This is a genomic window from Pseudomonas abieticivorans (assembly GCF_023509015.1).
Lineage (GTDB): Bacteria > Pseudomonadota > Gammaproteobacteria > Pseudomonadales > Pseudomonadaceae > Aquipseudomonas > Aquipseudomonas abieticivorans.
Genome location: NZ_CP094975.1, coordinates 31,075 through 52,338 on the forward strand (window position 1 = coordinate 31,075; position 21,264 = coordinate 52,338).

Sequence of the window (21,264 nt, forward strand, 5' to 3'; positions counted from 1 at the left end):
CGCCCGGCCCCTGCTGATACCCGTCGTGTACCGCTGTGCGCGGGCTTTTTGCCCCTGCAGGGGAGCGGCTTGCTTGAAGAAAGTGGACTTCCGGGGCCGGCACAACCCAACCGGAGCATCGAGGGCTCACAAGGCCATTTCAATAACGTCTGGAAAAGTCGGAAATTACCATGCTGATGAGTTTTCACCGTTTCACCCTCAAACCGCTAGCGGCCACCCTGCAACGGCACCGCATGGTGCCGCTGTACCTGATGGCCATGGGCATGGGCAGCGTCCAGGCCGCCGAGAGCACCGAGGACAGCAGCAGTGCTGCGGTGGTGGCGCCGGCACCGGCCACCACGCAACTGCAACGCGTCGAAGTGACCGGCTCGGCCATCCGCCGGGTGGACGCCGAAACCGCCGTGCCCATTACCATCCTGCGTGCCGACGCGCTGCGCAAACAGGGCGTGACCACCACCGCCGAACTGGTGCAACGCATCACCGGCAGCAACTCCATCAGCAACGCCACCGGCTCGGTGGGCGGCTTCACCGGTGGCGCCAGCTTTGCCGACATGCGCGGCATCGGTGCCAACAAGACGCTGATCCTGCTCAACGGCCGTCGCCTGGCCAACAACGCACTGTCGGGCACCCAGTCCCAGGGCGGCGCGGTGGACCTGAACATGATCCCCTTCGCCGCCATCGACCGCGTCGAAGTGCTGCGTGACGGGGCGTCGGCGCTGTACGGCACCGACGCCATCGGCGGGGTAATCAACTTCATCACGAAAAAATCCATGACCGACGGCACCCTGTCCATGGGCGGCGAAATGGCCGATGCCAGCGGCGGTGGCGGCAGCAAGGACATGAGCGGCAGTTGGGGCTACGGCGACCTGGACAAGGACCGCTTCAACGTTTTGGGCGTGTTCAACTACGCCACCCAGCAAAACCTGGACGCCAACGACCGCACCTTCAGCAAGGACTACGTCCCCGGGCGCGGCCTGGATGGCACCTCGGGCACCACCTTCCCGGCCAACTACAGCCAGGGCGACAACGCCGCCAACCCCCTGGGCGGCGCCTGCACCGGGCCCAATCAGGTGGCCGCCAATGGCGTGTGCCGCTACAGCACGCGCAACTCGATCGACCTGATCCCGCAAACCGAAAAAACCTCGTTCTTCGGCAAGGCCACCGGCAAGATCGCCGACGACCACAACGTTAACCTGGAGTACTTCTGGGCGCGCAACAACAACTCGACCACCCTCGCCCCCGCGCCCCTTACCGGCCTGAGCGTGGACAACACCTCGCCCTACTACCCCGGCAACGGCATCACCCCGCTGCCCGATAACTTTACCCTCGACCCCACCCAGCCGGTGGGCGCCAACTGGCGTGAAACCGCCTCTGGCGACCGTGAGCTCAAGGACCAGAACACCAGCCAACGCTTCCTGCTGAGCTTCGACGGCACCGTGGCCGGGTGGGACTACGACCTGGGCGCCGCCTACAACCAGAACCGCGTGGTAAGCAGCGTCACCAATGGATTTGTCAGTGACTCGGCGCTGGTCAGCGGTATCGAGAGCGGCCTGCTCAACCCGTTCGGCGCACAAAGCAGCGCCGGCCAGGCCTATATCGATGCCAACGCTTACCACGGCGGCTACGCCACTTCCACTGGGCGCGTCAGCTCCCTGGACGGCAAGATCACCCGCGACATCGGCGATTGGTTCGGCGCAGGCCCCGTGGGCCTGGCACTGGGCGGCGAGTACCGCAAAGAGAAGTTTCAGATGAGCGTCGAGGACTTCACCGGCGACCTCAGCAGCCTTGGCATCGACCCCGACAGCAGCGTGTCGGGCGACCGCAGCATCAGCGCCGAGTACGCCGAGATCAACGTGCCGGTGCTCGACAGCCTGGAGCTGTCGGCCGCCGTGCGCCACGACAAGTACAGCGACTTTGGCAGCACCACCAACCCCAAGTACTCGTTCCGCTTCCAGCCGTTCAAGGAACTGGTGTTGCGCGGCGCCTACAGCGAGGGCTTTCGCGCCCCGTCGCTGTATGAGCTGAACAACCCCACCTACACCACCTACACCCAGGGCAACTACAACGACCCGCGCCTGTGCGGTGGCGGCGTGGTGGCGCCAGGCGGCAACGGCGGGCGTGACTGCAACCAGCAGTTTTTCAACAGCACCGGCGGCAACCAGGACCTCAAGCCTGAAACCGCGCGCAACGTGACCATGGGCTTCGTGTACCAGCCGATCCGCGACCTGTCGATGGGCCTGGACTTCTGGTGGATCAAAATCCAGGGCCAGATCGAGGAGTTCCCGGAGTCTGAAGTGTTCGCCAACCCGGACCTGTACAGCGACCGCATCGTGCGCGCCGCCGACGGTTCCATCGACCACATCGTCACCGGCCTTGCCAACCTGGGCAACGTGAAAACCAGCGGCGTGGACGTGAGCCTCGACTACCGGTTCCCCAACACCCCGTTCGGCCAGTTCGGCCTGGGGCTGCAAGGCACCTACGTCAGCCGGTATGACTACCAGCAAACCATCGGTGGCAGCTACATCGACCGCGTCGGCGACTTCGAGGGCTACGGCGTGGCCGCGCGCTGGAAGCACAACCTGACCGGTACCTGGAACCTGGGCCCGTACCGTGCCTCGCTGACCAACCGCTTCACCACCGGCTACCACGACTACGACCGCACCACCAATGACCGCGTGGCCTCCTACACCCTGTGGGACCTGTCCGCCGGTTACACCTTCAACAAGGTGCTGGACATCGACGTGGGGCTGAAAAACATGTTCGACCGCAACCCGCCGTTCTCCAACCAGAACTACACCTTCCAGAACGGCTATGACCCGCGCTACACCGACGCCATGGGCCGCACCATGTTCGCCCGCGCCACGTACCACTTCTGAGCCAGGGTCGCGGGGGTGCTGGCTCCTTGCCCCCGCCGACCTGCCTGCGATATCGCGCCCCCGGCAGCCCTCCCTGCCGGGGTCTTTTTCAACGGTTTGAACAGACGTTTTGCCACGTGGTTCGAGGATCGAGCGATCATGTCACCGCCCCTGTTTTCCTGGCTGCACCGGCTGCTGGCCGCTGCCTGCCTGATGGCCTGCCTGCCCGCCCAGGCCGCCCTCGTCACCGCGATGACGGTGTATGGCGAGCCGGCCAAATACCCCGCTGATTTCCAGCACTTCGACTACGTGAACCCCAGCGCGCCCAAAGGCGGATCGCTGAGCCGCGCGGCCACGGAAATCGGCCAGTTCAACTACGTGATGCCCTATGTCGACCAGGGCATCGGCGTGACCCAGGTCGACACCTGGGTCTATTCGCCGTTGGCGTTTCGCTCGCTGGACGAGCCCTATACGGTGTACGGCCTGGTGGCCGAAAAAATGGAACGCGACCCCGATGGCCTGTGGGTGCGCTTTTACCTCAACCCCAAGGCGCGCTTCGATGATGGCGCGCCCATCACCGCGCAAGACGTGGCCTACACCTACCACTTGCTGATGAGCAAAGGCAGCCTGGGCTTTCGCATGCTCTATGGCGACGTTGCCGAGGTGATCGTCGAGGGCCCGCGCCAGGTGCGCTTCACCTTCAAGAACAACCTCAACCGCACCCTGGCCCTGGACCTGGCCTCGCTGCACGTGCTGCCGGAACACTGGTGGAAAACCCGTGACTTTGCCGCCGGCGGTGGCTTCGAAGCGCCGCTGGGCAGTGGCCCGTACCGCGTGTCGAAGATCGACGCCGGGCGCAGCATCAGCTTCGCACGGGTCAAGGACTGGTGGGCCAAGGACCTGCCGGTGAGCCGTGGCCTGTACAACTTCGACAGCCTGACGGTGAACTTCTACAGCGACACCGAGGTGGCCCGCCAACTGCTGCAAGCCTCGACGTTCGACTACAACCGCGAGTTCTCATCGTCCGGCTACGTGGTCGGCTACGACGGCCCGCTGCTGAGCGACGGCCGCCTGCAACGCAGCATCCTCGCGCAGACCCGCCCGGTGGCCGCCCAGGGCTTTGCCTTCAACCTGCAAAACCCGATTTTCAAGGACCGCCGCGTGCGCCAGGCCATCAGCCTGCTGTGGGATTTCGAGTGGACCAACAAGCAGTTGATGCGCAGCTTCTACACCCGCCAGCACAGCTATTTCCCGAAAAGTGAAATGGCCGCCCGCCAACTGCCCGACGCCCAAGAGCTGGCGATCCTGGAACCGCTGCGCGGCCAGGTGCCCGACGAGGTGTTTACCCAGGTGTTCCACAACCCCAGCACCGACGGCAGCGGCTATATCCGCGACAAGCAACTGCAGGCGCTGAAACTGTTGGCGCAGGCCGGCTGGCACCCCGAGCATAACCGCTTGGTGAATGCCCAGGGCCAGCCGTTGGCCTTCACCTTCCTCGACGGCCAGGGCGGCTTCGACCGCATGATGCTGCCGTTCAAGCGCACGCTAAAACAGATCGGCATCGACATGGAATTTCGCCGCATCGACGCCGCGCAATACACCAACCGGGTCAATGCCCGTGACTACGACATGATCGTGGTCACCTTCCCGCGCAGCGGCGACCCGTTGCTCTCGCCGGGGCGCGAGCTGTACAGCCTGTACGGCTCCAGCAGCGCCAGCCAAGTGGGCAGCTCCAACGCCATGGTGCTGCGCGACCCCGCGGTCGACACGCTGATCGACGGCCTGGTCAAGGCCAACAGCCGCAACGACATGGTGCACTACGCCCGGGCGTTGGACCGCGTGCTGCAGTGGGGCTACTACAGCATCCAGAACTACTACTCCCAGGGCGTGCCCACCGTGTACCTCAACCGCTTCGGCATGCCCAAGGTGCAGCCCGGTTACGACGTGGGCCTGGAAACCTGGTGGCAGATCAGCCCCAAGGCACTGACCAACCTGCAAATGAGCGCCCTGGCGCATAACCCCGAGGGCCACTGACATGCTGCATTACATCGCAAGGCGCCTGTTGCTGATCATCCCCACGTTGCTGTGCATCCTGGTGGTCAATTTTGTCATCGTGCAGGCCGCACCCGGCGGCCCCGTAGACCAGGCCATCGCCCGCCTGCAAGGCGCCGGCAGCCACGGCGTGGGCGGCGGTGGCGGCGAAATGGCCGGCGGCGGCAGTGGCGCCAGCCGCAGCAGCCGCGGCCTGGACCCGGCCCTGATCGAGGAAATAAAGCAGCACTACGGCTTCGACAAACCCATGCACGAACGCCTGTGGCTGATGCTGAAAAACTACGCACGGCTGGATTTCGGCACCAGCTTCTTTCGGGGTGCGCCGGTCACCGAGTTGATTGCCCAGAAAATGCCCACGACCCTGTCGCTGGGGTTGTGGGCCACGCTGATCACCTACCTGATCTCCATACCGCTGGGCATCCGCAAGGCCGTGCACCACGGCAGCCGCTTCGATGTGTGGAGCAGCACGGCGATCATCCTGGGCTACGCGATGCCGGCGTTCCTGTTCGCCATTTTGCTGATCGTGGTATTTGCCGGCGGCAGCTACCTCAACTGGTTCCCGGTGCAGGGCCTGGTGTCCGATGACTTTGCCAGCCTGTCTCCCTGGGGCAAGGTGGGCGACTATTTGTGGCACCTGGTACTGCCGGTCGGCGCACTGGTGATCGGCGGGTTCGCCACGCTCACCATCCTCACCAAAAACAGCTTCCTCAACGAGATCAGCCGCCAGTACGTGGTCACTGCCAAAGCCAAGGGCCTGGCCGATGGCCGGGTGCTTTACGGCCACGTGTTTCGCAACGCCATGCTGCTGGTGCTGGCCGGCATACCGCAGGCGCTGATCGAGGTGTTTTTCGCCGGTTCCCTGTTGATCGAAACCATCTTCAACCTCGACGGCATCGGCCGCATGAGTTACGACGCGGCGGTGTCGCGCGACTACCCGGTGGTGTTCGGCACGCTGTTTTTGTTCACCCTGTTTGGCCTGCTGATCAAACTGTTGGGCGACCTGTGCTACACCCTGGTCGACCCGCGCATCGACTTTGCCGCGAGGACCGCCTGATATGTTCACCTTCTCCCCGCTGGGCCAACGGCGCCTGGCGCGCTTCAAGGCCAACCGCCGCGGCTGGTGGTCGCTGTGGCTGTTCATCGGGCTGTGCGGGCTGTGCCTGTGCGGCGAGTTGATCGCCAACGATAAACCGCTGGTGATCCGCTACCAGGGCAACCTCTACTACCCCACCCTGCACACCTACCAAGAGACTGATTTTGGCGGTGAACTGCCGTTCGAGCCCGACTATTCCAGCCAATACGTGCGCGACCTGATCAAGGCCAAGGCCGGCTGGATGCTGTTCGCGCCCATCCCCTTCAGCTACGACACGGTCAACTATGACCTGGCGCAACCGGCCCCCAGCCCACCCAGCCGGCAGAACTGGCTGGGCACCGATGACCAGGCCCGCGATGTATTGGCGCGGGCCTTGTACGGTGCACGCATCTCGATCCTCTTTGCCCTGTTGCTGACGCTGATCAGCACCGTGATCGGCGTATTCGCCGGGGCCATCCAGGGCTATTACGGCGGCCTGGTCGACCTGCTCGGCCAGCGCCTGCTGGAAATCTGGTCGGGCTTGCCGGTGCTGTACCTGTTGATCATCCTCTCGGGCTTCGTGGCACCGAGTTTCTGGTGGCTGCTGGGCATCATGGCGCTGTTTTCCTGGCTGGCGCTGGTGGACGTGGTGCGCGCCGAGTTCCTGCGTGGGCGCAGCCTGGAATACGTCAAGGCCGCCCGCGCCCTGGGCTTGACCGATGGTGCGCTGATGCGCCGGCACATTCTGCCCAACGCCATGACCTCGACCCTGACCTACCTGCCGTTCATCCTCACCGGCGCCATTTCCACCCTCACCGCCCTGGATTTCCTGGGCTTCGGCATGCCCGCAGGCACCGCTTCGCTGGGCGAGTTGATCGGCCAGGCCAAGCGCAACCTGCAAGCCCCCTGGCTGGGCCTGACCGCCTTCTGCGCCCTGGCGCTGATCCTGTCCTTGCTGGTGTTCATCGGCGAAGCCTGCCGCGACGCCTTTGACCCTCGGAGCTGACCATGAGCACCAACCTGATCGAAATCCGCAACTTGAGCGTGGCCTTCGGTGACCGCGAAGTGGTCCATGGCATCGACCTGGACATCCGCCGCGGCGAGTGCCTGGCGCTGGTGGGCGAGTCGGGCTCGGGCAAGTCGGTGACTGCCCACTCGATCCTGCGCCTGTTGCCCGGCCACCAGGTGCACACCGGCGGCAGCATCCGCTACGACGGCCAGGAGTTGGTCAATGCCAGCGAGGCGCAATTGCGCAGCTTGCGCGGCAACCGTATTGCGATGATCTTCCAGGAGCCCATGACCTCCCTCAACCCTTTGCACACCGTGGAAAAACAGATCGCCGAAGTGCTGCTGGTGCACAAGGGGCTCAAAGGCCGGGCTGCCCGCGAGCGGGTGCTGGAATTGCTGGAACTGGTGGGCATCCAGCAGCCGTTGGCGCGGCTCAAGGCCTACCCCCATCAACTGTCCGGCGGCCAGCGCCAGCGCGTGATGATCGCCATGGCCCTGGCCAACGAGCCGCAACTGCTGATTGCCGACGAACCGACCACCGCGCTGGACGTGACCGTACAGCAAAAGATCCTGGAGCTGTTGCGCTCGCTGCAAACGCGCCTGGGCATGGCGCTGTTGCTGATCAGCCACGACCTCAACCTGGTGCGCCGCATCGCCCAGCGGGTGTGCGTGATGCGCGGCGGCGAGATCGTCGAGCAGGCCGGCTGCAGCGAGCTGTTCGACCACCCGCGCCACCCCTACAGCCGCCTATTGATCGGCGCCGAGCCAGACGGCCAACCGGTGCCGGGGGTGTTCGACCAGACGCTGTTGTCGGTCGACGACTTGAAGGTCTGGTTCCCATTGCCCAAGCCGTTGTTCAGCCGCCAGCAAACCTACGTCAAGGCCGTGGACGGCGTCAGCTTCCAGTTGCAGCGCGGCAAGACCCTGGGCATCGTCGGCGAGTCCGGTTCGGGCAAGTCAACCTTGGGCCAGGCGATCTTGCGCCTGGTCGACTCCGAAGGCAGCATTCGCTTTGGCATCAAGGAATTGAGCCTGCACAACCAGCGCCTGATGCGCCCGCTGCGCCGGCACCTGCAGGTGGTGTTCCAGGACCCCTTCGGCAGCCTCAGCCCACGCATGAGTGTGGAGCAGATCATCGCCGAAGGCCTGCTGACCCATGACATCGGCACGCCCGCTACACGCCAGGCCGCGGTCATTCGCGTGCTGGGCGAGGTCGGCCTGGACCCGGACAGCCGCCACCGCTACCCCCACGAATTTTCGGGGGGCCAGCGCCAACGCATCTCCATCGCCCGCGCCCTGGTGCTGGAGCCCGAACTGATCCTGCTCGACGAGCCCACCTCGGCCCTGGATCGCACCGTGCAAAAGCAGATCGTGGCGCTGCTGCGCGAACTGCAGATCCGCCACGGCCTGACGTACCTGTTCATCAGCCACGACCTGGCCGTGGTGCAGGCGCTGGCCCACGACTTGATCGTGATCAAGGATGGCAAGGTGGTCGAACAAGGGCCGGCGCGGCAAGTGTTTGGCCTGCCGCGCCACCCCTATACCCAGGAGTTGCTGCGCGCTTCGGGGCTGAAATTGAGCCGGGTGGCGGCGACCCAGGCACCCGCCTAGTTCGGCGTGGGCGCGGCCACCGGTTCGTCAAATACCCGGTCGAACAGCCACTGGAACACCAGCGCGTAGAAAAAGAAAAACACGAACAGCCCGACGTCCGTCACCAGCGCCGCCCCTAGGCCGATCTGCAACCACCAGGCGATCACCGGGAGCAGCATCACCGTCAACCCACCCTCAAACCCCAGCGCGTGCAACACGCGCCGGGCGGCGGTGCGCGGGCGGCCTTTTTCCCAGCGCTCGAACAGCGCGTTGAACAGCATGTTCCAGGCCAGCGCCACGCTGCTGAGCACCACCGCCAAGCCGGTGGAGGTGCCCAGCCCCTGGGCGAAGATCGCGTCCAGCGCAGGGCCTACGCAAAACACGGCGATGCCCTCGTACAGCACGGCCTGGACGATCTTGCGGCGTGCACCTTGCATCATGACGCTCCTGGTTTGACTGAGGCAGGCAGGATGCGACAAACAGTGGGGGGCGGCAAATGAGCATAATTGAGCGACGCTGAAATGAATTTGACTGGCGTTGTCATCAGGCCCAGCAACATTTGACAGCCCTGCCCGCCAAGGCTAGCTTCGCCACAAACGGCTGTACCCGACGGCCGCGCGATTGGAAAAACTGCGTGTTCGCCAAACTCCCCCTCACCGCCCTGCGCGCGTTTGAATCCGCTGCCCGCCTGGGTGGTTTCAAGGCGGCGGCCGATGAACTGGCGGTCACCCCCGCCGCCGTGTCCCACCAAATCAAGGCACTGGAGCAAAGCCTGGGCGCCTTATTGTTCGAGCGCACCGGCCAAGGGGTGCGGCTGACGCCGACCGGCGAGCGGCTGGCGAGCCAGGTGCACGAAAGCCTGAGCACACTTGCAGTCAGCTTGAGGCGTTTCAACGACGACTGCGACGACCAACGCCTGACCCTGAGCACCACGCCGGCCTTTGCCAGCCTGTGGCTGATCCCGCGCCTGGGGGACTTCCACCGCCAGTACCCGCACATTCACGTGCGGGTGGAAACCAGCAACGCGCTGGTGGACCTGGCGCGCGATGCCAGCATTGACCTGGCCCTGCGCGCGCAATTCAAACCGGACCCGGCGTTGTTCGCCCTGCCCTTGCTGGCCGAACACTTCGCCGTTTACGCGCCGCCCGGCTGGGCGCCACCTGCCGCCCCTGCGCCACTGGAACTGATCACGGTGCCTTGGCACGGCGATACCCAGCACGCCGTGGATTGGCCCGCGTGGTGCGCCTTGAGTGGCCACGATGATTGGCTGCAACGCGCCCGCTTGCGCCAGTACGACGATGAGCACTATGCCTTGCAAGCGGCGGCGGCCGGCCATGGCCTTGTGCTGGCAAGCGATGTACTGGCGGCCAACAGTATTGCCACAGGGTTGCTGACAGCTTATCGACCCGACATCAGCATAGCCGTGGCCACCTACACGGCGGTGTGCGTGCCGGGCCAGGAGCGGCGCACACCGGTGCGTGAATTTTTGCGGTGGTTGCAGGGCGCCCTCTGCGCGGATCAATCCGTTGCTGAAGAACAACGCAATCTCTTGTAGGAGCCAATTGATCCGCGAAGCAAACACCGCGGTGTCTGCGGTAAACCGTGCTGTTCTTTGCGCGGATCAACCCCCGCCTACAGACAGAAATTGTGCGCCTGGGCTGATATCAAGAAAGCAATTCACCCCTAGCGTACCGTGGCGCCTGCAAATGGCTTGCCGAACGTCAAGATTCGGCGCATTCCGATATCACCCTAATTAATAGCAAGCTCACGAAACCCCCGCCCCACAAGGCCTGCAGCCGCTCTGTATCATTCTGAATGATATTTATGTTCGGCCCATTCGATTCGTCGATGACGCTCGCGCAGAACACACTCCGCCCATTCTTCTAACTCCATTGGCGGACGTACACATGGAACGGTCAATCAAACATTTGCGCTTTCCCCTCGCGGCCCTGGCGGTCGTGGTGATGAGCGCCTGTGGTCGCAGCCCTGACGTGGCTCAGGCACCCGCGGCACCGAAGGTCACCGTGGCCAAGGTACTGGAACAGCCGGTTAACGAATGGGACGAGTTCACCGGGCGCCTGGAGGCGCCGGAAACCGTCGAGGTGCGCCCGCGGGTGTCCGGCCAGATCGATGCCGTGGCGTTTACCGATGGCGCTCTGGTGAAAAAGGGCGACCTGCTGTTCCAGATCGACCCACGCCCGTTCCAGGCTGAAGTAAACCGCCTGCAGGCCCAGGTGCAGCAGGCCCGCGCCAGCGCCCAGCGCAATGACAGCGAAGCCCAACGTGGCGAACGCCTGCGGGCCAGCAATGCGATCTCCACCGAGCTTGCCGAGTCGCGCACCACTGCCGCCCAGGAAGCCCGCGCCGCAGTCGCCGCGACCCAGGCGCAACTGGACCTGGCCAAACTGAATTTGAGCTTTACCCGCGTGACCGCCCCTATCAGCGGCCGCGTCAGCCGGGCGGAAATCACCGCCGGCAACATCGTTACCGCCGACGTCACCGCGCTGACCAGCGTGGTGAGCACGGACAAAGTGTATGCCTACTTCGATGCCGACGAGCGTGTGTACCTCAAGTACACCCAGCTCGCCCGCAAAGGCCAGCGCGGCGCTACCACGCCGGTGTACATGGGCCTGTCCAATGAAGAAGGCAACCCCCACCTGGGCCAGATGAACTTCGTCGACAACCAGGTCAACCCGCGCACCGGCACCATCCGTGGCCGCGCGGTGTTCGACAACGAAGACGGCAGCTTCACCCCTGGCCTTTACACCCGCCTGAAACTGGTGGGCAGCGGCACCTACGACGCCGTGCTGATCAAGGACGAGGCCGTGGGCACCGACCTTGGCAAGAAGTTCGTGCTGGTGATGGACAAGGACCACAAGGCCAATTACCGCGCCATCGAACTGGGCCCGAAACTGGAAGGCTTGCGCATCGTGCGCAGCGGCCTGGCCAAGGACGACACCATCGTGGTCAACGGCCTGCAGCGCGTACGCCCAGGCTCGCAAGTCGACGCCCAGGACTCGCCAATGGCCAGCCCCGCCACCCTCGCGGCGCTTGCCCAGCAACGCCAGGCGCTGGAAGCCAGCAACTCGCCCAACGCCCCCGTCGGCGCCGTGAAAGTGGCCGCCGTCGCGACCCCACGCGGTTAACAGGATCATTGCGATGAACTTCTCACAATTCTTTATCCGGCGGCCGATCTTCGCCGCCGTGCTGTCGCTGCTGATCCTGATCGCCGGGGCCATCTCGCTGTTCCAACTGCCGATCAGCGAATACCCCGAAGTAGTGCCGCCGACCGTAGTGGTGCGCGCCAACTTCCCCGGTGCCAACCCCAAGGTCATCGGCGAAACTGTGGCCGCGCCGCTTGAGCAAGCCATCACTGGCGTTGAGAACATGCTGTACATGAGCTCGCAGTCCACCGCCGACGGCAAGCTCACCCTGACCATCACCTTCGCCCTGGGCACGGACCTGGACAACGCCCAGGTGCAGGTGCAGAACCGCGTGACCCGCACCGAGCCCAAGTTGCCCGAAGAGGTGACCCGCATCGGCATCACCGTGGACAAGGCCTCGCCAGACCTCACTATGGTCGTGCACTTGACCTCGCCCGACAAACGCTACGACATGCTCTACCTGTCCAACTACGCCATCCTCAACATCAAGGATGAACTGGCGCGCCTGGGCGGCGTGGGCGACGTGCAGTTGTTCGGCATGGGCGACTACTCGCTGCGTGTGTGGCTGGACCCCAACAAGACCGCTTCGCGCAACCTGACCGCCACCGACGTGGTCACCGCCATTCGCGAGCAGAACCGTCAGGTCGCGGCCGGCCAACTGGGTTCGCCACCCTCGCCGAGCGCCACCAGCTTCCAGATGTCGATCAATACCCAAGGCCGCCTGGTCACTGAGGAAGAGTTCGAGAACATCATCATCCGCACCGGTGCCGACGGCGAGATCACCCGCCTCAAGGACATCGCCCGCATCGAACTGGGTTCCAGCCAGTACGCCCTGCGCTCGTTGCTCAACAACCAGCCGGCCGTGGCCATCCCGATCTTCCAGCGCCCAGGCTCCAATGCCATCGACATCTCCAATGAAGTGCGGGCCAAGATGGCCGAACTGAAGAAGAGCTTCCCCGAAGGCATGGACTACAGCATCGTCTACGACCCGACCATCTTCGTGCGTGGCTCCATCGAAGCGGTGATCCACACCCTGTTCGAAGCACTGATCCTGGTGGTGCTGGTGGTGATCCTGTTCCTGCAAACCTGGCGCGCCTCGATCATCCCGCTGGTGGCCGTGCCGGTATCCTTGATCGGTACCTTCGCGGTGATGCACCTGTTCGGCTTCTCGCTCAACGCCCTGTCGCTGTTCGGCCTGGTGCTGGCCATCGGCATCGTGGTGGACGACGCCATCGTGGTGGTGGAAAACGTGGAACGCAACATCGAGCTGGGGCTCAACCCGGTCGATGCCACCAAACGTGCGATGCGTGAAGTGACCGGCCCGATCATCGCCACGGCGCTGGTGTTGTGCGCGGTGTTCGTGCCGGCAGCGTTCATCTCCGGCCTTACCGGGCAGTTCTACAAGCAGTTCGCGCTGACCATCGCGATTTCCACGGTGATCTCGGCGTTCAACTCCCTGACCCTGTCGCCAGCCCTGGCCGCGGTATTGCTCAAGGCCCACGATGCCCCCAAGGACCGTTTCTCGCGGGTACTGGACACGCTTTTGGGCGGCTGGTTGTTCCGCCCCTTCAACCGCTTTTTCGTCAAGGCCAGCCACGGCTACGTGGGCACCGTTGCCCGGGTTATCCGCAGCAGCGGCATCGCGTTGGTCGTGTACGCAGGCTTCATGGTGTTGACCTGGGTGGGCTTTGCCAACACCCCGACCGGCTTCGTGCCCAGCCAGGACAAACAGTACCTGGTGGCCTTCGCGCAACTGCCGGACGCGTCCAGCCTGGACCGCACCGAAGATGTCATCAAGCGCATGTCCGACATCGCCATGAAGCAGCCGGGCGTGGCCAACGCCATCGCCTTCCCGGGCCTGTCGATTAACGGTTTCACCAACAGCCCGAACAACGGCATCGTGTTCGTGGCCTTGAAAGACTTCGACGAGCGCAAGGACCCCAGCGAATCGGCCAACGCCATCGCCGCGGCGCTGAACGGCAAGTACGCGAGCATCCAGGACGCCTACATGGCGATCTTCCCGCCGCCGCCGGTACAGGGCCTGGGCACCATCGGGGGCTTCCGCCTGCAAGTCGAGGACCGTGGCAACCTGGGCTACGACGAGCTGTACAAGGAAACCCAGAACATCATCACCAAGAGCCGCAGCGTGCCGGAACTGGCCGGGCTGTTCACCAGCTACACCGTCAACGTGCCGCAGGTGGACGCCGCCATCGACCGTGAAAAAGCCAAGACCCACGGCGTGGCCATCAGCGACATCTTCGACACCCTGCAGGTGTACCTGGGCTCGCTGTATGCCAACGACTTCAACCGCTTTGGCCGTACCTACCAGGTCAACGTGCAGGCTGAGCAACAGTTCCGCCTGGAGCCGGAGCAGATCGGCCAGTTGAAGGTGCGCAACAACCAGGGCGAGATGATCCCGCTGGCCACCTTCATCAAGGTGACCGACACCGCTGGCCCTGACCGCGTGATGCACTACAACGGTTTTGTCACCGCCGAGATCAACGGTGCCGCGGCACCGGGCTACAGCTCGGGCCAAGCCCAGGCCGCCGTGGAAAAACTGCTCAAGGACGAGTTGCCCAACGGCATGACCTACGAGTGGACCGACCTGACCTACCAGCAGATCCTCTCGGGCAATACCGCGTTGTTCGTGTTCCCGCTGTGCGTGCTGCTGGCCTTCCTGGTACTGGCCGCGCAATACGAGAGCTGGAGCCTGCCTTTGGCGGTGATCCTGATCGTGCCGATGACCCTGCTCTCGGCGATCGCCGGGGTGATGATCGCCGGCAGCGACAACAACATCTTCACCCAGATCGGCCTGATCGTACTGGTGGGGTTGGCGTGCAAAAACGCGATCCTGATCGTGGAGTTTGCCAAGGACAAACAGGAAGAAGGCCTGGACCCACTGGCTGCCGTGCTGGAAGCCTGCCGGATGCGTTTGCGGCCGATCCTGATGACCTCGTTCGCCTTCATCATGGGCGTGGTGCCCTTGGTGCTGTCGTCCGGCGCCGGTGCCGAAATGCGGCATGCCATGGGCGTGGCGGTGTTCTCCGGCATGCTGGGGGTGACCTTCTTCGGCCTATTGCTGACCCCGGTGTTCTTCGTGTTGATCCGTCGTTATGTGGAACGCAGCCAGGCGCGTAAAGCGGCCAAGGCCCTGAAACTTGAGGTGCAAGCATGAACGCCGTGAAACTCTTTATGCCAAGCCTTTTGGTACTGGCCCTGGCGGCCTGTGCGGTGGGCCCGGACTACAAGACCCCGGACACGGCGGCGGCCACCCTCACCGCCGCCAAGAGCGACGGCAAGACCCAGTACGACTCGCGCCAGTTCGATGCGGCGTGGTGGCAGCAGTTCGATGACCCCACCCTCAACCAGTTGGTCAGCCAGAGCCTGAGCGGCAACCGCGACTTGCGCGTGGCCTTCGCCCGCCTCAAAGCGGCGCGGGCGATTCGCGATGACATCAGCAACGACAACCTGCCGGTGGTCACCAGCCGCGTCAGCAGTGACGTGGGCAAAGGCCAGGTGCCCGGGCAGACCACCGACCGGGTCAACAGCGAACGCTACGACCTGGGCCTGGACATGGCCTGGGAGATCGACCTGTTCGGCCGCATCCAGCGCCAACTGGAAGCCAGCAATGCCCAGGAAGACGTGGCCAGGGCCGACCTGCAGCAGTTGCAGGTGACTATGATCGCTGAACTGGTGGACGCTTACGGCGACCTGCGCGGCGCGCAATTGCGCGAACACATCGCCTTGGCCAACCTCAAGACCCAGCAGGAGTCGCGCAGCATCACCGTCACCCTGCGTGACGCAGGCGTGGGCAACGAACTGGACGTGGTGCGCGCCGATGCGCGCCTGGCCGGCGTCGAAGCCACCGTGCCGCAATTGCAGGCACTGCAGATACGCTCGAAAAACCGCATTGCCACCCTGCTGGGCCAGCGCCCGGAACAACTGAGCGTGGACTTGAGCCCCGCGCAGTTGCCGGCCATCAGCAAGGCCCTGCCCATTGGCGACCCCGCCCAGTTGCTGCGCCGCCGGCCTGACGTGCGCAGCGCCGAACGCAAGCTGGCAGCGGCCACGGCCAACATCGGCGTGGCCACCGCCGACCTGTTTCCACGGGTCAGCCTGAGCGGCTTTTTGGGCTTTACCGCCGCCCGTGGTTCGCAAATCGGCTCGGCCGCCGCCAACGCCTGGAGCCTGGGCCCGAGCATCACCTGGGCGGCGTTTGACCTGGGCAGCGTGCGCGCCCGCATCCGCGGCGCCAATGCCGACGCAGAAGGCGCGCTGGCCACCTACGAGCAGCAAGTGCTGCTGGCCCTGGAAGAGTCGGAAAACGCCTTCAGCGACTACGGCAAAACCCAGCAACGCCTGCAATCGCTGGTCAAGCAAAGCGACTCCAGCCGCGCCGCCGCCAACCTGGCCTCGATCCAGTATCGCGAAGGCACGGTCGACTACCTGGTACTGCTGGACGCCGAGCGCGAACGCCTGAGCGCCGAAGACGCCCAGGCCCAGGCCGAAACCGAGCAGTATCGTGGCATCGTTGCGATCTACAAGGCGCTCGGTGGGGGCTGGCAGGTGCCGTATCAGCCCCAGGTGGTGGCGGTTAAGTGATGAGGTTGGCTTGAAACTCAAGTGAAGCTCAAACCGGCCGCAAGCAAGCTTGCTCCCACATTTTTTGGTACAGCCAAAGTGGGAGCAAGCTTGCTTGCGAAAGGCCGCGCGGGCGGCCGGTTTGAGCTTCACTTGAATCCCAAGCCACCCCCCCCACGCACTCCCATTTGACACCCACCCCAACCTGACCGAAGCTGACCCACCCCCGCCTGCGCTTTGGATTCATGGATGCTCAAACGCTTTCGCTACCCGGTCCTGGCCCTGCTTGCCATCGTTGCACTCGGCGTGGGCTGGTACTCGTACGCCCCTGCCCCGCCCGCCGCGCCTGCTGCGGTGCGGCACAATTACGGCAAGGCGTTGAACATGGCCCACAACGGCCTGCCGGGTGCCGCACGGGTGCTGTACCAGCAGTTGGCTCGCCAGGACCTTTCGCCCGCGCGCCGCGCCAGCTTGTATGTCGAACTGCCCAACTACCCCAGCCCCCAGGCCTTGAAGCTGGCCAAAGTCGACCTGCACCACGAATCGTTCCTGGTGCGCCATGCCGCCATCGAGGCCATCAGCCAATTGGTGCCCGCCGCGCAATTGAGCCTGCTGCTGGGGCCGTTGCTGGAGGATGACGACCAGGAAATGCGCTTTCACGCTGCCCGTGCGATGTTGGGGTTGTCGCCAGATGACCTGGGCCTGTACTTCGGCCCGCTGGAAAAAGTGCTCGATGAGTACGTCAAGGTACTGGCCCCCCAGGAAGATGACGCCGACGCCCAGCTGCAACTCGCCCAGGTGTACCTGCACGATGACGACTACCCGCAAGCCAGCGCGGCGCTGGCACGCGTGCTCACGCTGGACCCCGACAACGGCGATGCCCGGGCCCTGCAAATCGAGGCGCTGGACAAGCAAGGCAAGCCCGACGAAGCCCGCGCCCGCCTTGCCGAAGAGCTCAAGCAGGCCCCGCAATCAGCGTTTTTGCAGCACACCCTGGGGTTATGGCTGCTCAGTCACGGCCAGTCGGAACTGGCCCTTTTGGGCATGACCCGCGCCGTGGAGCTTGAGCCGGAGAACAGCGACTATCGCTACGAGCTGGCCACCACCTTGCACCAGCTTGAGCAAACCGAAGCGGCGCAACGCCAGCTGGACGAGATCTTGCGGCGCCAGCCCGCCAACCGCAAGGCGCGGATATTGCTGATCGCCTACTGGAAAGAAACCGGCCAGTTGCAGAACGTACAGGTTTTGCTGGCCGAACTGGAACAGCAAAACCCGGACGACCCTGCCTTGCAGCAAGGGTTGTGACGGAACGCCTGCATCGCCCCGCTGTCCAGTGTTCAGGCAGGGGCAAAAACACAGTCTCCCATGCCTATGTTTTGGATAACACGGGGACAGTCCAACTTGAGCACATCGAAAGCAGACACTGGTATTGCCGGCCTGGATGACATTCTCTGCGGCGGGCTGACCCGCAGCCATATCTACCTGCTCGAAGGCCAGCCCGGCGCCGGCAAGACCACCATTGCCCTGCAATACCTGATGACCGGCGCTGCTGCCGGCGAGGGCTGCCTGTACATCACCCTGTCTGAAACCGAAGCCGAATTGCGCGATGGTGCGCGTTCCCACGGTTGGGAGCTGGGGGAAAACATCCAGATCTACGAGCTGACCCCTCCGGAAATGATCCTCGATGCGCAGCAGGAACAAAGCCTGTTGTACCCAAGCGACCTGGAACTGGGCGAAGCCACGCGGCAAATTTTCGACATCGTCGCCAAGACCAAGCCGCGCCGCGTGGTGCTCGACAGCCTCTCGGAGGTGCGCTTGCTGGCCCAGAGCTCGCTGCGTTACCGCCGCCAGATCCTGGCCATCAAGCACTACTTCGCCCGCTTCGAGGCCACCGTGCTGCTGCTCGACGACATGACCAGCGAGCCGCTGGACAAAACCCTGCACAGCATCGCCCACGGCGTGGTTCGGCTGGAGGAACGTACGCCCAACTACGGCGCCGAACGGCGTCGCCTGCGGGTGGTCAAGTACCGCGGGCAGAAGTACCGCGGCGGCTATCACGACTTCACCATCCACCAGACCGGCGTGCAGGTGTTTCCGCGCCTGGTGGCCGCCGAGCATCGCAGCCGCTACCTGCGCGCGCCCATGAGCAGCGACATCGCCGAACTCGACGCCCTGCTGGGCGGTGGCATCGAGAACGGTTCCAGCACCCTGATACTGGGCCCGGCGGGTACCGGTAAATCGCTGATTGCGATGAACTTCGCGGTGGCGGCCATCGCCCGTGGCGAACGGGTGGCCATGTTCATTTTCGATGAAGAACTGGGCCTGCTGTTCGAACGCATGCGCCTGTTGGGCATCGACCTTGAGCCCCTGCAGGCCAGTGGTGCGCTGGTGATCGAGCAAGTGGACGCGGTGGAACTGTCGCCCGGTGAGTTCGCCCACCGGGTGCGCCAGCAGGTCGACGACAACGGCATCAAGACGGTGGTCATCGACAGCATCAACGGCTACCAGGCCGCCATGCATGATGAAAACTCCCTGGTGCTGCACATCCACGAGCTGCTGCTGTACCTTAATCGCCAGGGCGCCGCCACCTTCATGACCGTGGCGCAACAGGGCGTGGTCGGCGACATGCAGGCCCCGGTGGACATCACCTACCTGGCCGACACGGTCATCCTATTGCGTTATTTCGAAGCCCTTGGCCAAGTCCGCCGTTCCATTTCGGTGATCAAGAAACGTTTTGGCGGCCACGAAAAAACCATCCGCGAATACCGCATCGGCAACCACGGGCTGACCATCGGCGAACCGCTCAATGACTTCCAGGGCGTGCTGCGCGGGGTGCCCACCTACGTCGGCGAAAGCAACCCGCTGCTCGCGGAAGAAGGCCTGTGAGCACCGCGTACAGTGCCTCTGAACGTGCGGTGATCCTCGCGCCCATTGGCCGCGACAGCCAGATCGCCATGAAAATCCTCAACGAGGCCGGTTTTGCCGGTACCGTTGCCCAAGACCTGCAGGGCCTGTGCGATGTGATCGAGCAAGGCGCAGGCGTTGCGCTGATCGCAAGCGAAGCGCTGAGCGAAATCGACCTGAGCCCGCTGCACCTGTTGCTCAGCCAGCAGCCGGCCTGGTCGGACTTGCCCATCGTGCTCATGACCCGCCGCGAGGGCCCCGACCAGGCGCCCAGCAGTCGCCTGGGCGCGCACCTGGGCAACGTCAGCTTCGTCGAACGGCCTTTCCACCCGGTGACCCTGCTGAGCTTGGTCACCACCGCGATTCGCGGGCGCAAGCGTCAGTACGAGGCCCGTGACCGGCTGCGCGACCTGAGCGAAAGCGAGCAGCGCTTGCAGAACGCTTTGACCGCAGGCCGGCTGGGCGCCTGGCAGCTGGATGCCCAGACCCTGGAGCTGGACTGCTCGCCCATCAGCAAAGGGCACTATGGCCGCGGCCCCCGTGAACCGATGAACTACGCCGATTGGCTGCACAGCATCCACCAGGAAGATCAACCCGCGATGCAGGACAGCCTGCGTCAGAGCCTGCAGCAGGGTGCTGATTTCATCCTGAAATGCCGCACCACCTGGCCCGACGGTTCGCTGCATTGGATCGACCTGCGCGCCCGGCCCATTCGCCGCACCAACGGCGAGGTGCTGACCCTGGTCGGCGTGTCGACTGACATCTCCGAACGCATGACCGGCGAAGCGCAGTTGCGCAAGCTCAACGAAACCCTGGAACAACAGGTCGAAGAGCGCACCGCGCAGATTCGGGAAAACGAAGAAGCACTGCGCCAGGCGCAGAAAATGGAAGCGGTGGGCCAGCTCACCGGGGGTATCGCCCATGACTTCAACAATATGCTCACGGGGATCATCGGCAGCCTGGAACTGATGCGCCGGCGTATTTCCCGCGGGCGCTACGATGACCTGGGCGGGCTGATCGACCTGGGCGTGACCTCGGCCAACCGTGCGGCGGGCCTGACCCACCGCTTGCTGGCGTTTTCCCGTCGCCAGTCGCTGGACTCGCAACCGGTGCACATGAACCGCCTGGTCACCGCCATGGACCAACTGCTGCAGCGCAGCCTGAACGAAAGCATCGAACTTGAGGTCGACCTGTGCCCCGACCTGTGGGTCGCCGAAGCGGACCCCCACCAACTGGAAAGCGCTCTGCTCAATCTGGTGATCAACGCCCGCGACGCAATGCCTTGCGGCGGCCAGCTGCGCGTGCACACCGCCAATCAAACCCTGGACAATGCGTTCGTCGCCAACCACGCCAACCTCAAGGCCGGCGACTACGTGGTGCTCAGCGTCAGCGACAACGGCAGCGGCATGCCCCAGAGCGTGATCAACCGCGCGTTCGATCCGTTCTTCACCACCAAACCTATCGGCCAGGGCACCGGGCTTGGGCTGTCGATGATCTATGGCTTCAGCAAGCAGTCACGTGGGCATGTGGCCATCGACAGCGAAATCGGCAAGGGCACCGTGGTGCGCTTGTACCTGCCGCGTTGCCAGGAAGAGATTGGCCAGGCACCGGCTGAAACCGCCCATAGCACACCCATCGCCCGCCACGGCGAGACCGTGTTGATCGTCGAGGACGACCCAGCCGTGCGCGAGTTGGTGTGCGCCGTGCTGGGTGAGTTGGGGTATCGCTATCTGGAGGCCGCTGATGCCAACAGTGCCATGACCCTGCTTGAATCCTCGCAGCGTATCGACCTGATGATCAGCGACGTGGGCCTGCCCGGCATGAATGGCCGGCAACTGGCCGAGATGGGTCGTCATCGTCGGCCGGGGCTAAAAGTGTTGTTCATTACTGGCTATGCCGAGCACGCGGCAGTGCGCCATGGCTTCCTGGACCCTGGCATGCAGATGATTACCAAGCCGTTCGCGTTTGAGCTGTTGACGACCAAGGTGCGGGAGATGATCGGGACGTAAAGCCAGGCCGGCTACCGCCGGTCAGAAAA

13 protein-coding genes are annotated in these 21,264 nt (G+C 64.2%); 12 read left to right on the forward strand and 1 reads right to left on the reverse strand.

Annotated features, from left to right (window positions below):
* Window positions 1–170: 170 nt before the first annotated feature.
* The 5 genes from L9B60_RS00140 to L9B60_RS00160 all read left to right on the forward strand — a co-directional run bounded on the left by L9B60_RS00140 (window position 171) and on the right by L9B60_RS00160 (window position 8,598).
* Complete coding sequence (locus L9B60_RS00140; protein ID WP_249674946.1) at window positions 171–2,876, forward strand: TonB-dependent receptor; 2,706 nt, start codon at window positions 171–173, stop codon at window positions 2,874–2,876.
* A gap of 192 nt (window positions 2,877–3,068) precedes the next feature.
* On the forward strand, window positions 3,069–4,889 hold the full coding sequence (locus L9B60_RS00145; protein ID WP_249679628.1) for an extracellular solute-binding protein: 1,821 nt from the start codon (window positions 3,069–3,071) through the stop codon (window positions 4,887–4,889).
* A gap of 1 nt (window position 4,890) precedes the next feature.
* Window positions 4,891–5,961, forward strand: coding sequence for a microcin C ABC transporter permease YejB (locus L9B60_RS00150; RefSeq protein ID WP_249674949.1), 1,071 nt, complete (start codon window positions 4,891–4,893; stop codon window positions 5,959–5,961).
* Window position 5,962: 1 nt separating this feature from the next.
* Window positions 5,963–6,985: an ABC transporter permease gene (locus L9B60_RS00155; RefSeq protein WP_249674950.1), complete on the forward strand. Its 1,023-nt coding sequence runs from the start codon at window positions 5,963–5,965 to the stop codon at window positions 6,983–6,985.
* 2 nt (window positions 6,986–6,987) lie between these two features.
* The gene (locus tag L9B60_RS00160) at window positions 6,988–8,598 is read left to right on the forward strand and encodes an ABC transporter ATP-binding protein (protein WP_249674952.1); all 1,611 of its coding nucleotides are present in this window, start codon (window positions 6,988–6,990) and stop codon (window positions 8,596–8,598) included.
* On the opposite strand, the gene L9B60_RS00165 is transcribed toward L9B60_RS00160, so the two are convergent.
* Entirely contained in the window at window positions 8,595–9,014 is a 420-nt protein-coding gene (locus tag L9B60_RS00165; RefSeq protein ID WP_249679629.1) for a PACE efflux transporter, read from the reverse strand. The two genes, L9B60_RS00160 and L9B60_RS00165, sit on opposite strands and share 4 nt — an antisense overlap.
* Window positions 9,015–9,211: 197 nt before the next feature.
* Between L9B60_RS00165 and L9B60_RS00170 the strand changes: the two genes are divergently transcribed.
* The 7 genes from L9B60_RS00170 (at window position 9,212) to L9B60_RS00200 (ending at window position 21,235) form a co-directional block, all read left to right on the forward strand.
* Window positions 9,212–10,132 (forward strand): LysR substrate-binding domain-containing protein, encoded by a 921-nt coding sequence (locus L9B60_RS00170; RefSeq protein ID WP_249674955.1) that lies wholly within the window; start codon window positions 9,212–9,214, stop codon window positions 10,130–10,132.
* Between the two features lie 352 nt (window positions 10,133–10,484).
* A complete protein-coding gene (gene mexE, locus L9B60_RS00175; RefSeq protein ID WP_249674959.1) occupies window positions 10,485–11,723 on the forward strand; it encodes a multidrug efflux RND transporter periplasmic adaptor subunit MexE in 1,239 nt (412 codons plus the stop codon).
* 13 nt (window positions 11,724–11,736) lie between these two features.
* Entirely contained in the window at window positions 11,737–14,916 is a 3,180-nt protein-coding gene (locus tag L9B60_RS00180; protein ID WP_249674961.1) for an efflux RND transporter permease subunit, read from the forward strand.
* A complete protein-coding gene (locus L9B60_RS00185; protein WP_249674963.1) occupies window positions 14,913–16,343 on the forward strand; it encodes an efflux transporter outer membrane subunit in 1,431 nt (476 codons plus the stop codon). The genes L9B60_RS00180 and L9B60_RS00185 overlap by 4 nt, the downstream gene beginning before the upstream one ends.
* Window positions 16,344–16,571: 228 nt before the next feature.
* The gene (locus tag L9B60_RS00190; protein ID WP_249674965.1) at window positions 16,572–17,627 is read left to right on the forward strand and encodes a tetratricopeptide repeat protein; all 1,056 of its coding nucleotides are present in this window, start codon (window positions 16,572–16,574) and stop codon (window positions 17,625–17,627) included.
* A 66-nt stretch (window positions 17,628–17,693) separates the two neighbouring features.
* Window positions 17,694–19,208: an ATPase domain-containing protein gene (locus tag L9B60_RS00195; protein WP_249679630.1), complete on the forward strand. Its 1,515-nt coding sequence runs from the start codon at window positions 17,694–17,696 to the stop codon at window positions 19,206–19,208.
* The gene (locus L9B60_RS00200) at window positions 19,205–21,235 is read left to right on the forward strand and encodes a response regulator (protein ID WP_438866044.1); all 2,031 of its coding nucleotides are present in this window, start codon (window positions 19,205–19,207) and stop codon (window positions 21,233–21,235) included. The genes L9B60_RS00195 and L9B60_RS00200 overlap by 4 nt, the downstream gene beginning before the upstream one ends.
* The last annotated feature ends 29 nt before the right edge of the window (window positions 21,236–21,264 follow it).

Bases quoted from the DNA above. Each gene is read 5' to 3' on its own strand.
- L9B60_RS00140 (WP_249674946.1), top strand. From the start codon at position 171: ATGCTGATGAGTTTTCACCGTTTCACCCTCAAACCGCTAGCGGCCACC.
- L9B60_RS00145 (WP_249679628.1), top strand. From the start codon at position 3,069: ATGGCCTGCCTGCCCGCCCAGGCCGCCCTCGTCACCGCGATGACGGTG.
- L9B60_RS00150 (WP_249674949.1), top strand. From the start codon at position 4,891: ATGCTGCATTACATCGCAAGGCGCCTGTTGCTGATCATCCCCACGTTG.
- L9B60_RS00155 (WP_249674950.1), top strand. From the start codon at position 5,963: ATGTTCACCTTCTCCCCGCTGGGCCAACGGCGCCTGGCGCGCTTCAAG.
- L9B60_RS00160 (WP_249674952.1), top strand. From the start codon at position 6,988: ATGAGCACCAACCTGATCGAAATCCGCAACTTGAGCGTGGCCTTCGGT.
- L9B60_RS00165 (WP_249679629.1), bottom strand. From the start codon at position 9,014: ATGCAAGGTGCACGCCGCAAGATCGTCCAGGCCGTGCTGTACGAGGGC.
- mexE (WP_249674959.1), top strand. From the start codon at position 10,485: ATGGAACGGTCAATCAAACATTTGCGCTTTCCCCTCGCGGCCCTGGCG.
- L9B60_RS00180 (WP_249674961.1), top strand. From the start codon at position 11,737: ATGAACTTCTCACAATTCTTTATCCGGCGGCCGATCTTCGCCGCCGTG.
- L9B60_RS00185 (WP_249674963.1), top strand. From the start codon at position 14,913: ATGAACGCCGTGAAACTCTTTATGCCAAGCCTTTTGGTACTGGCCCTG.
- L9B60_RS00190 (WP_249674965.1), top strand. From the start codon at position 16,572: ATGCTCAAACGCTTTCGCTACCCGGTCCTGGCCCTGCTTGCCATCGTT.
- L9B60_RS00195 (WP_249679630.1), top strand. From the start codon at position 17,694: ATGTTTTGGATAACACGGGGACAGTCCAACTTGAGCACATCGAAAGCA.